The sequence below is a fragment of the Bacteroides intestinalis genome (genome assembly GCF_003464595.1).
GTDB classification, from domain to species: domain Bacteria; phylum Bacteroidota; class Bacteroidia; order Bacteroidales; family Bacteroidaceae; genus Bacteroides; species Bacteroides intestinalis_A.
In genome coordinates this window covers 1-14,877 of record NZ_QRZF01000033.1, presented here as the reverse complement: position 1 = coordinate 14,877, position 14,877 = coordinate 1, and the positions used below count along the sequence as shown (strand labels likewise).

Genomic DNA, 14,877 nt, shown 5'->3' with positions numbered 1-14,877 from the left:
TGAGGTATCTGATACCGCTATTTTACCTTCAATAATCCTTTTATATCATCACATACAGCTACTGCCACCTTCGAGTCTGCACAGCCGTAATAAAGATATAGCTTCTTCTTATAATAAGCCAATCCTTCGATAAAAACGGTTCCGTCTTTATACTGTCCGCTCTTCTCAAAAGGAGCTTCAGGCATGAAGAAAGGTTTGTCCAAGCGGCCCAATACTTTATAAGGATCTTTGGAATCGAGCAGAAGTTGACCTGCACAGTAAGCGCCTGCCGGATAGTTGGCATCACCTCTCTTTTTGTCATTCTTACCATTATACATCAATACAATACCTTGTTTGGTACGGATGGCAGGAGGACCACATTCAGTCATCTGACTATCAAAGTATCCATTACGCGGCTTGGCTATCTTCAATAATTCATTGTTCTCATCCAGTACGGGATACCAGTCCGTCAGGTTATCGGAAGTAGCTGCATGTACGGCATATTCTCCCCAATACATGAAGTACTTACCATCCACTTTATCGATAACCAGCTTCCCACCTTTCACCTTCGTAAGAATAGAAGCTGACTTCGTTGCTATTCTGGCAAAACGACCGTCATATGCCTTTTCAAAAGCAAGGCCATGCTTAGTCCAGTTCTTCAGATCCTTGGAAGTTGCCACAGCAAGACGGGGAGTCTTCCGGTTCCATGCCGTATAAAGCATTACATACAGTCCATCTTCGGTCATTGCTACCCGCGGGTCTTCACAACCACCCGGACATTCGATGCTTTCAAATTCATCTCCACCGGGGAAAAGTACCGGACTGTCCAGTCTCTTCATAGTCACTCCATCCACACTCTCGGCATAACCGATACGGGAAGTTCTTTTACCTATACCTTGCGCTGAATTATCTTCGGCACGGTAGAGCACAACAATCTTTCCGTCTTTCACGGTGGCAGCAGGATTGAAAATATCACTTTCCTCCCACTTCACCTGTTCTTTTCGCATCGGGCAATGGAAAGAGGTAGGTTGTGGTACCAATACAGGGTTAACTCCCTCAGGACGCAGGAATGGTCCAACCACCCAACTCTCTTGTGGTTTCTTATCGGTATCATCTGAAGAAGGCAGAGTAGAAAAACTACTAAGCGACAGCACTCCTATCAGACCCATTATTAATTTTAGTTTCATTTTATTTCTTTGTTTTACATTGGTAAAGTTACCGTTTTATCACGGAAGTTTATACTTCTGAGTATCTATATTCCAGCCTTTCAACACCAGAACAGCCCCATCAGCCAGCTTCTCTTCCCCTGTTTCGATGGTGACTGTTTTCTTTTCACCCGGGATCAAAGAGAAGAAGTTATCTGAATAGAATGACGGACGTATCGGACTCATCTTGGAATTGAGAAATTGCAATTGATTGAAGAAGGCAATGCCATTAGACGTATTCTTCATCGCAATATCTACAAAATAGCGTCCATCTGCCTGACGTGTTTTGTAGGAAAGCTTCACTTTGGCTGCTTTCAACTTACTCAAATCTTCGAAGCCTGATGATGTAGGACCGGTCAAGGTCTTACTGCCTTCATACTTATCATTGGATCTCCAATAGAAGTTGGAAGAAACATCTTTGCCTTTTTCATCTTTCAACACTAATTTGATGAAGTGAACCTGAGAGATGTTTTCAGGAAAACGAATCGTCAGCACATCGTTAGCAACTCCATCTTCCGGCAAATCAACAGAAACAGACTCTTCAAAAACCTTTTTGCTATTTATATCATATACCTGAGCTATCACCTTATAACCAGTAAAGGCACGATAGTAATCGTTCACCACGGACACTGTATTTTTCAGATAATCAAACTGAGCATGCAGCGGTTCCAGTGAATTGGCTGTATGATACAACGAAGCTGTGGGCTCCAAAGACCAATCCCACATACGGGAAGAAACCTGACGCATGGAACAGTTATGATACCAGAACAAAAGTCCGGAACAGAATCGATCACCGTAATCCAATTTATTATAGTTCCATACTTCCCAGATACTTTTAGAATTCATAGCACCCAGCAGTTGTCCTTTTTGGGCAAACTCATCAATGGAAGATGACTTTCCATAGTTATTTACCAGATCAGTATACATGGTAGTCATCAAGTGGAAACCATTTCCATCCAGATAATCCCACACTTCCTTATTGATAGGCCAAAGATCTTTCTCATCCATCATCTCACGAAGGATTTCCACTGTGGGAAGTGTAGGAGCACCATATTCAGGATTGAAACCATCGACACGGCTTCCACGCGGAGATGCCGTATTTTCATAGTGCTGCATCGGATTCACTTGCTTGTAAGGACTTCCGTCATGTACTCCGTCACATTCGGACTGCATCTGATAACCTCGCGTACCATCCAGTTTATTCAATAATTCAGGGGTACCGGTAACCTCAGTACTTTCATTGGAGGCTACATAATAAGCCAGGGAAGGATGATTACGGATACGTTTCACAGTAGACTCCACATTATTCAGATAGTTGCCCTTATCATGTGGATGCCGTGTATCACCTGTCATCCAGAATTCCTGCCATACCAATAGCCCCATCTCGTCACACAACTGGAAGAAATAGTCAGATTCGGCAATTCCACCTCCCCACATACGTAAAAGGTTGACACCTGACTGGAGACTATATCTTAATTCAGCATAAGTACGCTCATCGGAAGTTCTCAGCATAGCCTCCGGTATCCAATTCGTTCCACGGATAAAGAGACGTTTACCATTTACATAGAAGACACGTGACTTATCAGGTGTATTCGTATCAGAAGTAATTTCACGAATACCAAACTTCGTTTTTACCGAATCACACACAACTCCATCGATGGATACGGTCATTTTCAGCTCATACAAGTTCTGAGGCCCTTTATTCACAGGCCACCATAAACGGGGGGAATTAATCACTAATTGTGGGAACTCTTCCGGAGAGAAAGACAAAACTTTCTCTTCTCCACGCATAACTTTAACTTTTTTCTCGAAAGTTATATTTTCACCAAGAATCTCACCCTTCACCGTGCAATTAATAGGGTTAAAACCAGTTGTCGGATTCACAACTTCCACCGACACAAATTCGCGTGCCTGGTCGTAACCGGGTTTACGTAATTCTGATTTCACGAAAGGATGACGCAATGCTACTTTACCAGTAGAATAGAGAGAAATATTCTTCCAGATTCCTGTATTACGGTCACGAATGCCATCCATAAAAGTGAAGTCCCACCCCACAGTCATCAGCATGGTAGTATTCAATCCAATGTTTCCGTTTCCACCATTATGGAATTCACCTACCGCTCCCCAGGATTTTGGTTTAGCACTGCCCGGAACATCCACCGGATATACTTTTATAGCTAATGCATTGCTCTTGTCTATCTTTACAAAGCTGGTCACATCAATATAATCCTGCAAAAACATGCCCTTAATCGTGCTTAGCAGGTTTCCATTCACCCATACCTCAGCACGATAGTTAATACCATCCAGTTGTAACCAGACATGCTTGCCTTCAAATGATTTAGGAACTGTAAATTCAGTCCTGAACCAATAGGTATAGAAATCACGTCCGGTTTCAGAGATATCCGGTATTAATTTAGATTCGATTTTATTATTGATACCATAATAAGGTTCAGGATATTTTTGGTTGTGTACCAATGAATTCAGAACTGTACCGGGTACAATGGCAGGCAACCAGTTTGTTGTCGGATAATCAGACAAAGAAACTTTCTCTCCAGAGTCCGTCACGTCTCCCGCCTTCATCATTTTCCACTGATAACCTCCATTATGGGTAATATCCGAGTCAAGCCAGATACGTTCAGAACCTCTGGCATCATTTACTTGCGTTTGTCCGGTTACTACTGTCGAATAGGAAAACAACAGTAAAACAAAGGTAAGGGCTTTAGCCCAACTGCTTATATTCATTTTATAAGTATAAATAAGGTTTCGATATAAGATTACTAAAATAACAGGAAATTATTCTTCTAAAAGCGCAACAGCACACCAAAGGTAAGGAGCTTGTCCATGATAATCGCCTACATTTTGTTTACGATCATAGTAGTATTGCTTATCGTTCTTTTTGTTGGTGCCCTCGCAAACTGATTTTACATTGTTGTTCTCATCTATGTACTTCACCATAGCCATCCATGCCTTGCGGGCAGCAGGAGCATATTCTTTAGCATCCAACCAGCCATTCTTCACGCCCTTAATGAAAGCGAAAGTGAACATGGCAGACCCCGAGGTTTCAATCCAGCAATCAGGATGATCCAACAACTGGTGCCACAAACCATTGGAAGACTGATACTTTTTCAGGCTTTTCATCATAGTGCGATAGCCATGCAGAATGCGTGGACGGTATTCACTATCTTCGGGCAAACTACTCAACAACTCTGCCATACCGGCAGCCATCCAACCATTACCTCTACCCCAATAGAAAGGAACATCCGGTGCATGATAGAAAAGACCATTCGGACATTGCAATTCATCCAGATACATCACCATTTCTCTGGCAGCACGGTCTATATATTTACGATCACCAGTAACTCTATAAGCCTGAGTCTGTACAATCGTAATCATATACATATCATCAATCCACAAACGAGTTTGCCAGGAATATCCTTTCTGATCCCATTCTTTTTCTTTGGGTTTTGCATTTTCAGGAAGTTGCCATTGAGTATCGGCATAAGGAAGACCCAAATCCAGATAACGTTGATCTTTTGTTATCTTATACAGTTCCAGAGGCAAACTGCCAAACATATTCACATCCACATGATTCTTGATAGGTAACAGAGCTTTTTCCGTTGTAAACAGGAGTTCAAATCTATTCTGTAAAAGCTTCACAAGCTCTTGGTCATTGGTGAGTGCGGCAAATTTCAATCCTCCATTCCAGGTAAAAGTTTCCGGATAGCTAATCCATTTTCCGATATGAAGCATATGCTTTCCATCTACAAAATGATATGCCAGACGTTTACCTACTTCTTTGGGAGTATATCCTTCAGGAAAATCGGTCAACAAACTTGTCTGGGCAAACACCAACTGAAAAGGAAGCAAAAACAGTAATAATAACGACTTCTTACACATAAGGTTAATTCTTTATTTATTAGACATTAAGAAATACATAATTGTTATCATGGTATACCTCTTACGAGATGGTTACAAAGATAGCACGCAGCATCTTCTCAATAGAGAAGAAGTATTCCAATAAATAGAAAAAACATCTCAAAATCGCATAAAAGTCACAATTTTATTCCCAATAAAAGCACTATCCCCCCTTATCCGGCAAAATCCTTTGGAAGTACTCCAAATTGTTTCAGGAAACATTTAGAGAAATATGAAGAAGAATTAAACCCTACCATATAGCAGATTTCATTAATACGACTTTCACCTTCTTTTAATAACTGGGCAGCTCGTTTCAAACGTTCTATACGCAGATATTCGTTCGGACTCAAATCCAATACCCCTTTCATTTTACGATAGAAGCTGGAACGGCTCATATTCAGACTCTCTGCCATATCGTCCATACTAAACTCCTGATTCGACAAATTAGAAAGAATAATCTCATTCAGTTTCTTGATAAATTCTTCATCAGCCTTGGTCAGCGCCATTGTATTAACTGCAACAAAAGGAGATTTGGCAAAATCCCGGCGAAGCTTCTCCCGATTGTTTATCAGATTAGAAACTACAGCCAAAAGATATTCCGGTGAAAAAGGTTTCTCAATATACGAGTCCGCCCCTAATTCCATACCCTCAATCTTAGACTGAATATTAGTCTTAGCCGTCAGGAGTATAACAGGAATATGGCTATAACCCACATTTGACTTTATTGTCTTGCACAATTCAAAACCATCCATTAATGGCATGACAACATCACTCACCACCAGATTCACAAAATTACTATCCAATGCTTCCAAGGCCTCTCTACCATTAGTTGCCGTAACTACAGCATATTGAGATGACAACTGACGTTCGATGAAAGCGAGCATTTCCGGGTTATCTTCTACAACCAAAACCATATGCTTGCTTTCTTTTGATTGTTTTCCCTCCGATTTATCATCCGAATATTGCTCACCAGATGCTTCTGTTTGTAACTCTGCATCCATGTTCTCCATATCAGAGTCTAAAGTAATCACCGTATCCTGAATGATAGGAAGTGTCAGGACAAAAACATTGGCATCTTCACCCGGAGCCATAACCAGGGTTCCACGATGGAGCTCTGCCAGAGAACGGGAAAGAGCTAAGCCAATACCCGCACCTGTAGCAAGCTTTCCTTCCTCCTTCTGACTGAAACGAACAAAAGGCTGAAAAATCTCCTCTTTCATTTCATCGGGAATAATGACTCCGTCATTCTTTGTCACCACATAAAATGCCTGTGTCTCTACATCTACTTCCAACTTAATATGCATATAGCTATCGGCATACTTCATCCCATTATTCAAAAGATTACTGATAATCTTCGTAAATGCTTCACGATTCACATGGGCACAGAAATTTTCTTCGGGCAACTCCAGATTAAAGTCAAGACCTTTCTGACGTGAAAGAGAACTAAAACGCATATAAGTTTCTTTCAGGATATTGGTAATATCACATTTAGTAAAGTTCAAGCTATAACCCTGACTTTCTACTTTCCTGAAGTCCAGGAGCTGATTTGTAAGGTTCAGTAATCTTTCCGTATTATGTTGCATAATATTCAGATCCTCGTGAGTCTCCGGATCCAAATGCTTTTTCAAAAGAATATTCTCCAAAGGCCCTTTAATCAACGTCAGCGGAGTCCGGATTTCATGTGCCACATTGGTAAAGAAATCTATTTTAGCGTTATAGATCTCGCGTTCTTTTTCCTGCTCAAACTTCTCGAGTTGACGGCGATGCAGTCTGCTGCTACGCTGCCTGAAATACCAAAAGGCATATACAGAACCGACAATAAACAACAATATATAAATGCAATATGCCCAGAACGAAAGATAAAAAGGAGGAAGAATATGAATATATAGCAAATGTTCTTCAGGTCCCCAAATACCATCACTATTAGACGCTTTCACGCGGAACACATAATCACCATGCCACAAATTGGAATAGGTGACAATAGGACTTTCGCCCACTGTGATCCAGTCTTTATCAAAACCATCCAATCTATACATCAGCTTATTCATTTTCGGCACCTGATATCCAAGAGCTGCAATACGGAAAGAAAATGAATTTTGATTAGCCTGAAGAGTGATACTATCCGAGAAAGTGATGCTCTTTTCAAGAGGAGTATTCACTTCATCTGCACGGACTTCTTTATTGAACAGCATGAAATCTGTAATCACTACCGGTGGCAAGCTTTTATTCTCAGTAAATGTTTTGGGATTAAATACCACGAAACCATCAATGCTACCCAAATAAATAGCGCCCGTTTCATCCTTGTAACTGGAACGGTAGTTAAATTGATCACCAAGCAAGCCATTGGCCGTTGTATAACCCTTTACCTGTTTTGTTTCGGGATTAAAGCGTACTAACCCGCTATTCGTTGTCAGCCAGAATAGTCCTTCTGCATCCTCTACAATTTGATAAACCACATCATTAGGCAGGCCATTGGATGAATTATAGCTAGTAAAAGTCTCCGTTTCGGGATGGAACAAGCAGAATCCTCCCCCTTGTGTGGTCAACCAGATTTGCCGATGTGAATCTTCAAAAATACTCAAAACTTTGTCATAAGGAAGACTCTCTTTATTACTTTCATTATGTACATAGTTCTTCCATTTCTTTTCATTAACATTGTAACAATAGGCACCATCCACATAGGTAGCTAACCACAAATTACCACCCGAATCCTCTTTTATATCATATACAAACCTACCGGCCAACTCCTCTATTCTGTCAAAATCATCTGTCTGTTCATTATACCTCAACAGCCCGAACATGGTTCCCAGATAAATATCTCCTGTTGTTGTTCTGCAAATAGCAAAAATGCTATTGTCTATCAATGAACGGGGGGAAGCATTTTTCTGATAAGTTTTCAAGATATTCCCGGTATTGGTATCTACGATTTTCAGTCCTTTAGAAAATGTTCCAACCCACAACTTATCACCGACCATACATAAGCCATGAATATTGGTAAACCCAGAACTGGGTGCAAAGAAAGAAAATGTTTTTGTCTTCGGATCAAAACGATTCAAACCGCCATCCTCAGTACCAATCCATAATATCCCTTTATTGTCCTCGCAGAACTCACGTACTCGCTTACCATGCAAATTATTATCCCCATCTTTCGGATAATACTTCTCAAAATAGGTGTAAGACTTTGGATAATAGTCTACTCCTCCAAAATATGAACCTACCCAGATACCACCTTCCCTATCTTCACATAGCGAATAAACAGCATTATCAGACAAAGAATAAGGATCATCTTTAGAACTATACAAGTGCACATACTTATCTGTACGAAGATTATAGATATAGACTCCCGATTCTGTACCAATCCACAATTCATTATCCGAATTGACGAGCAAATCCCGGCTATATACCATTTCACCAGTTTCATCCATCAGCAATAAACTCCGCAAATTACCGGAAGTAAGGTTCAATTCCTGAACCCCTTTTCTTATGGAACTGATATAGATACAATTATAGGCTCCCGGCACAATCTTCATAATGACGTCATCTTTAAAAACCTCTTCACCATCCTTCGGGGAAAGATAAGGATGAAGTGTTTTTAAATTATCCTTAGAATAGAACAAACCACTGCCGTAGAATCCAACCCAAATAGTCCCACTATTATCAGAAGTTACACTCTGAACATTGGCTGAGAAACTGTTTAGTGTATAGTTGTGAAGCTGTTCTTTTTGTGGCTCATAGCAAAATAGCCCTTGTGTTTCAACAGCTATCCAAACCCGTCCTTCCTTATCTCCCGAAATTGCAGAAACAGTTCTATCTATCTGGGTATTTTCTCTACTTAACAGATTAAAAGGAATAAAAATTTCCCGGTCAGGATAATAGATATACACTCCGGCATCCGTACCAACCCAGATATTCCCTTTATTATCTTCATAAAGACAAGTTACGAAATTGTTCCCCAAACTATGATTGTCGTTCATATCGCGCTTGAAATTCCGAAACGACATACCGTCATATCTACTCAGTCCCCCCTTAGTACCGAACCACATAAATCCCTTTTTATCCTGCATGATCGCATTGACTGTAGTTTGGGATAATCCATCCTTAATGCTAAGATTTTTGAAATAGTAATGTTCGTCTGCTGCTTGTGTCCAACAAACAATATAACAAAGAAAACTAATAAGGGCTATTATTCTCTTCCTCATTTTTGTGTTTTTTGATAGATTCGTACGTCAAATATAGCTCAATCTGATGACAAACGATAGCAGAAATACTTCAATAAATAAAAAATTCGTCTCTTTAATACTTTAAAAAAATGCAGGAAACCGTTGTTTATGAAAAGACTTCGATGAAAATAGCCCATTTCATCGAAGTCTTTCACTTTATATGATCTTCATCTTATCAATAGCCCAGGTAACCAAAACAGAGGTAAGCCTTACAAAACCCAATAAATATGTTTGCTTTATAACTAATGCAAATCAGAAGTCGAATTTGATTTATAATTGGTACAATGGATTAAAGATTGCTGATGAACGTTTATTAGTTTGCTGATAATCAGCGAATAGCATTTACCAACTGTTTACCGCAAAATGTAAAAGCATTTACCGCCGCATGTAACGGCCTTTACCCCTTATTGTAACGCTCTTTACCTCGGCATGTAACGACCTTTACCTCGGCGTGTAAATGGAGTTACCGTGTGGGATCCTGTCATGAATCACTCGGAAAAGTGATAATTATAAGGATTCCGTTTAAAATGATAACGATGTCGAGGCAGTGGCAATGGATCCTGCAAACGCAATTCCCAAGCCAACAGTTTTGTCAACAACTCATTCTGCTTATTTACAAACTTTGAGTTTCCAAACAGGTTATTAATTTCATACGGGTCTTTCTTCAGATTATACAGTTCTCCCCTTCCATAACTGTTCATGACCAGTTTCCAGTCGCCCATACGCACCATTCGGGAAGTTCCACTCTGAGTCCAGGTATTCAATTCGTCAAAACGAGCCACTTTATCATGCCCCAGCGCACCTTCCTGCTCAAAAGTCAGTTTATCATCCAAAGGCACATCTTCACCACCGAAGCCCAACTGCACAACTACACTTGAAAACTCCTCTTTCGGGTATTTCTTGCCTGTCAGCATCGGCCACAAACTCCGTCCCTGCACACCTACAGGTATAGAATCCCCTATAGCCGTACAAAAAGTAGGGAAAAGATCTGCCAATGAAACATGCGCATCTATCGCTTTAGCCTGTTTCTTTATCTGATAACCGGCCCAAACCATTGGTATACGGGTCAGGGATTCGGACAAGCCTGCTCCTTTACGAATTAGGCCGTATTCACCGCAATAATCACCATGGTCAGACAGAACTACAATGATTGTTTTCTCAAAAAGTCCTTTTTCTTTCAAATCCTCAATCAGTCGCTTTATCTGATCATCTATAAGGCGAATCATTCCCATATAATTTCCCCTTAATCGAGGTAGATCTTTCTCAAGATCAGGACAAGAAGCATCTTCCAGTTCTGCCAGTATCTGGTACTTCTCTCCTTTCTTCAATGCATCCTGGCGTGAAGTCTTCACTGGTGGAAGCTTATCCGGCGCAAACATCGAGTAATAAGGCTCACAGACTTGATAGGGATTATGTGGTTCGGGAAATGAAACCCAGACAAAGAACGGATTATCCTTCTGGCTATCGATCCATTCTATAGCCTCATCCACTATTCTTGTAGGCTGTTGGTCCTTGACAGGTATAGGCGAAGGCTCCAGACACTGCCCGACAGACTCTTTAAAGAATTCGGAAACGGCACGTTCTCCCTCCGTCACCGGTTTATTCTTTCCCCAGTGAGAATATTCAGACCAGAAATCCATATCTTTCGAACTCAAATAACCATGATTTTTACCCACCAAAGCAGTCTTATAATGGTTCTCCTTCAAAACAGTCACCAAATCTTTTGCATAGTGTATATCGCGTACATTGTGATTCGTACGCACATGAGTAGCACTGGGAAAACGGCCTGTAAACATAGAACAACGTGCAGGGCTGCTGGCAGGCATAACCGTATATGCTTTATCAAACCAGGCATTCTGGTGCGCCAATTCATCAACGTACGGAGTGATTTCCATCGGAAACCCTTCACGCCCACACAAATCCGCACGCTGCTGATCTGTCATTATCACCACAATATTGGGCTTATCTGTCTGAGCGTACAAAGACAAACCCACCCCCTGAAGGATAACTCCTGAAAAGAGATACTTTCTTAAATTCATAACTATCTATTTTAAGCATAAGTTCCGCAAACGAATAATTTCCCCTTTCAAGCCACTTTAAACATATGCGAAAATAAGCTTTTTATTAATACCCAGGTAAAAATAACACATATACTTCATAATCCCAATAAAGAGATTATGAAGTATATAAATTAAAGCAGCTTTTTCAGCCGGCTATGAAGAATAGAATATCTTATTCGTTCAGCAATGCATAAGCACACCATATGATGGGAGCTTGTCCATGATAATCACCTGTAATGCGGGGACGATCCAGATAATACTGGTGGCTGTTCTTCTTGCCTGTACCGATGCAAACTTCCATCAAGTCATTGTTATCATCAAGATAGTTGCAAAGCCCCAACCATGCACGGCGGGCAATCGGTCCATATTCATCCTTATCCAACCATCCGTTCTTCACACCCAAAATCATGGCATACGTAAACATTGCCGAACCGGAAGTTTCTGTCCAGCAGTCCTTTTCGTCAATCAACTGGTTCCAAAGTCCGTCTTCATTCACATATTTCTTCAGGTTCTCCATCATCAAGCGATATCCTTTGAGGATGCGTTGACGGTTGGGATCGTTTTCAGGAAGGTTGAAAAGCAATTCTGTCATACCCACAGCCATCCAGCCATCGCCACGTCCCCAATAAAAGGGCACATCGGGCGCATGATAAAAGAGACCGTTCTCACGCTGAATCTCATCCAGATAAAGCACCATTTCCTTGGCAGCACGGTTGATGTATTTTTTATCTCCCGTTACGTGATAGGCTTCGGCCTGCACGATGGTAATCATATACATATCATCAATCCAAAGGCGGGTCTGCCAAGAGTATCCTTTCTTATGCCATTTACGTTCTTCATCGTTTGCCTTCTCAGGAAGAATCCACTGCGTATCGGCATACGGTAATCCCAGTTCTTTATAGCGCTCGTCCTTCGTCATGCGATACAGTTTCAGAGGTAGGCAACCAAACATATTCTGGTCTACATGAATCGGAGGAGGAAGCAAGTCTTTCTCCAGATGGAACAACAACTCAAAACGCTCTCTCAACTTCTTGGTAAGTTCCTTGTCATTCGTCATTTCGGCGAACCGGAGCGCTCCATACCAAGTGCAGACTTCAGCATAATGTATACCTCTGTCTCCATAAAGTTGGTGTTTGGTCTCCATCAGGCGGCTACTTACCTTTTTCCCTACGATTTTGGGATTTGCTCTTACAGGGAAATTACTGAAATAATCTTGTGCGGTGATGGTACTTGTCATTACAAATACAGCCACAACAAATAGATAAATGAAACGATAATCTCTCTTCATAATTCTTATAGTCTTTAAATGAATAATTAATTTACCCAGTTGCCTTATCATTTTCTTACGGAAAATTTATATATGCAATGGCTATCATATTTCTCTCCCGGTTTCAATAATGCTGACGGCCATTCCGGTTTATTAGGAGTATCGGGATATTTCTGAGTTTCCAAACAAACGGAAGCACGATGACCATATACGATGCCTTTTTTTCCCTTTACCGTACCATCAAGGAAGTTGCCGGCATAAATCTGAATTCCCGGTTCGTTCGTGTAAACATCGAGTACGATACCAGTCTTAGGAGATTCGAGAGTAGCACATTTCTGAGAAATATCCCCTTTTGTATTGAGTACCCAGTTATGATCGTAACCTTTACCATACTTCAATTGAATAAAATCATTATTAATGCGTGCTCCGATGGCCGTGGGTTGACGGAAATCCATGTCTGTATTTTCTACAGGAGCAATCTCACCGGTAGTCATAAAAGTACTGTCCACAGGAGTATATGCATCAGCATTAATGGTCAGTAGATAGTCCGAGTTGTCTTTGGAAGGATCACCATCCAGATTGAAATATGAATGATTAGTCAGGTTAACAACCGTAGTACGATCCGTTTCGGCACTATAACGAATATCGATGGCATTATCATCTGTCAGTGAGAAAGTGACCTTACAAGTCAAATTACCCGGAAATCCCTCTTCACCATCTTTTGATAAATAGCTCAATTCCAAAACTTGATCACTCAGCTGATGTGCATTGAAAACCCGGAAGTCAAAGCCTTTAGAACCACCATGTAGGCAGTGGCCATAGTTATTCCGTGGCAATTGATATTCTACACCGTCTATGGTAATCTTACCCTGGTTAATGCGATTACCATAACGTCCGATGGTAGCACCAAAATTCGTAGGAAGTTTCACGTAGTCCTGAATAGAATCGAGTCCTAATACAACATCACGCATAACTTCATCTTTATCCGGTACCATTACTGATACAATACGTCCACCAAAGTTTGTAATACAAACTTCCATACCATTTTTATTCTTTAGTACAAACAGGTCTGTCTGTTTACCATCCACTTCCATACGGAAATCAGCCGGATTCAACCCTGAAGCAGTCTTTTCACTGACCTGCTTACTTGTACAGGCTGATGCTAATAGCACAAATCCTGCTAAAATAATCATAATTTTATTCATATCGCTTATAATGTTTATGCTTTATTTTTTAATTAAAAATTGTTCTGCACGTCCTGGTGAAAATAGCTCCCACAGCGAAGCAACCGTCCAGCCCGGAGCAAAGATATCGTTATAATATCCCTTGCCGTTACGACCGTAATCCCAGTTAGTGTGTTGGACAACCTCAGGGTAATAACCGACTTTGGCAACACCACACATATGACCCTCATAAGGAAGCAGTTGACGCATGGAAGTGGAAATAACCTCAGCAAAGTCAGAGAAACGGGGCTCATTGTACTCCTTAGAAAGCCAATGCAACACATCAGCAAATTCGAAGATAAATACATCAATATGGTTATTCTCAACCGAAACATTACCCCAACCACGGGTCTTCAAACCGATATCACCCAACATCTGACCTTCGGCAAAGGGAACATCCCAGGTATAATACCAGGATAAGGCAAAATAAGCAGCCTTCTTACAAAGTGCGGCATAGTGGGAACGCTCCGCACCTTTAGTAACCAGAGCAAGGTAATAAGTGGCAGTAGCAGCATAAAGGGAAGCTTCCTTATCCTCACAATTAGCATCCAAAGTAGAAGAGAAATAATCGGATTTGGAGATAAGTTCATTCTCCAGATAATTTACAGTACGCTTGGCACTCTCCAGGTAACGCTTGTCCTTGAAATACTTGTAGGCCATTACCAGAGGCAAAGTAGCCGAAGGAGTACTACCACCGGTACCGTCTACAATAGAGAAATCATCCTTGAACTTACGGGGGAAGCTACCGTCAGCATTCTGAAGACGAAGGAAACTGTCCAGGATAACCTTCAGACGTTTTTCCCATTCGGGATGTTTACGCTTGTGTTGCTTCTCGTAATCCAGATAATTAAGAATGGCATACACACCTTCCGATTGGCGGCGGATACTAAGATTAGGCTCCTTAAAATCACGATTATAATGTACAACCTCATTGAAAAAACCGGCAGGAGAGAAACCGTTCGTAAGATAAGTATCAAAGATACTGTTAGCACTGTTCACAAGTTCAGG

7 protein-coding genes and 1 pseudogene are annotated in these 14,877 nt (G+C 41.0%); all 8 read right to left on the bottom strand.

Translation table 11 applies throughout. The annotated features are described in order from the left end of the window. Window positions 1-17: 17 nt before the first annotated feature. Window positions 18-1,166 (bottom strand): glycoside hydrolase family 130 protein, encoded by a 1,149-nt coding sequence (locus tag DWW10_RS24680; RefSeq protein WP_118422413.1) that lies wholly within the window; start codon window positions 1,164-1,166, stop codon window positions 18-20. Window positions 1,167-1,205: 39 nt separating this feature from the next. Next, a complete protein-coding gene (locus tag DWW10_RS24675; protein ID WP_022392929.1) occupies window positions 1,206-3,926 on the bottom strand; it encodes a glycoside hydrolase family 2 protein in 2,721 nt (906 codons plus the stop codon). Between the two features lie 51 nt (window positions 3,927-3,977). Beyond that, window positions 3,978-5,081, bottom strand: a complete 1,104-nt coding sequence (locus DWW10_RS24670; protein WP_007661325.1) for a glycoside hydrolase family 88/105 protein — start codon at window positions 5,079-5,081, stop codon at window positions 3,978-3,980. 191 nt (window positions 5,082-5,272) lie between these two features. Then, a complete protein-coding gene (locus tag DWW10_RS24665; protein ID WP_022392930.1) occupies window positions 5,273-9,298 on the bottom strand; it encodes a hybrid sensor histidine kinase/response regulator transcription factor in 4,026 nt (1,341 codons plus the stop codon). A 509-nt stretch (window positions 9,299-9,807) separates the two neighbouring features. Then, entirely contained in the window at window positions 9,808-11,358 is a 1,551-nt protein-coding gene (locus tag DWW10_RS24660; RefSeq protein ID WP_022391349.1) for a sulfatase family protein, read from the bottom strand. Window positions 11,359-11,551: 193 nt separating this feature from the next. Continuing rightward, a complete protein-coding gene (locus DWW10_RS24655) occupies window positions 11,552-12,667 on the bottom strand; it encodes a glycoside hydrolase family 88/105 protein (RefSeq protein WP_022391348.1) in 1,116 nt (371 codons plus the stop codon). A gap of 47 nt (window positions 12,668-12,714) precedes the next feature. Then, entirely contained in the window at window positions 12,715-13,851 is a 1,137-nt protein-coding gene (locus DWW10_RS24650) for an aldose epimerase family protein (protein WP_022391347.1), read from the bottom strand. A gap of 21 nt (window positions 13,852-13,872) precedes the next feature. Continuing rightward, a pseudogene (locus tag DWW10_RS24645) lies at window positions 13,873-14,877 on the bottom strand (hypothetical protein); the annotation flags it as partial.

What these genes read in the sequence shown, in the direction of transcription:
- DWW10_RS24680 (WP_118422413.1), bottom strand. Translation starts at nt 1,166, where the DNA reads ATGAAACTAAAATTAATAATGGGTCTGATAGGAGTGCTGTCGCTTAGT.
- DWW10_RS24675 (WP_022392929.1), bottom strand. Translation starts at nt 3,926, where the DNA reads ATGAATATAAGCAGTTGGGCTAAAGCCCTTACCTTTGTTTTACTGTTG.
- DWW10_RS24670 (WP_007661325.1), bottom strand. Translation starts at nt 5,081, where the DNA reads ATGTGTAAGAAGTCGTTATTATTACTGTTTTTGCTTCCTTTTCAGTTG.
- DWW10_RS24665 (WP_022392930.1), bottom strand. Translation starts at nt 9,298, where the DNA reads ATGAGGAAGAGAATAATAGCCCTTATTAGTTTTCTTTGTTATATTGTT.
- DWW10_RS24660 (WP_022391349.1), bottom strand. Translation starts at nt 11,358, where the DNA reads ATGAATTTAAGAAAGTATCTCTTTTCAGGAGTTATCCTTCAGGGGGTG.
- DWW10_RS24655 (WP_022391348.1), bottom strand. Translation starts at nt 12,667, where the DNA reads ATGAAGAGAGATTATCGTTTCATTTATCTATTTGTTGTGGCTGTATTT.
- DWW10_RS24650 (WP_022391347.1), bottom strand. Translation starts at nt 13,851, where the DNA reads ATGAATAAAATTATGATTATTTTAGCAGGATTTGTGCTATTAGCATCA.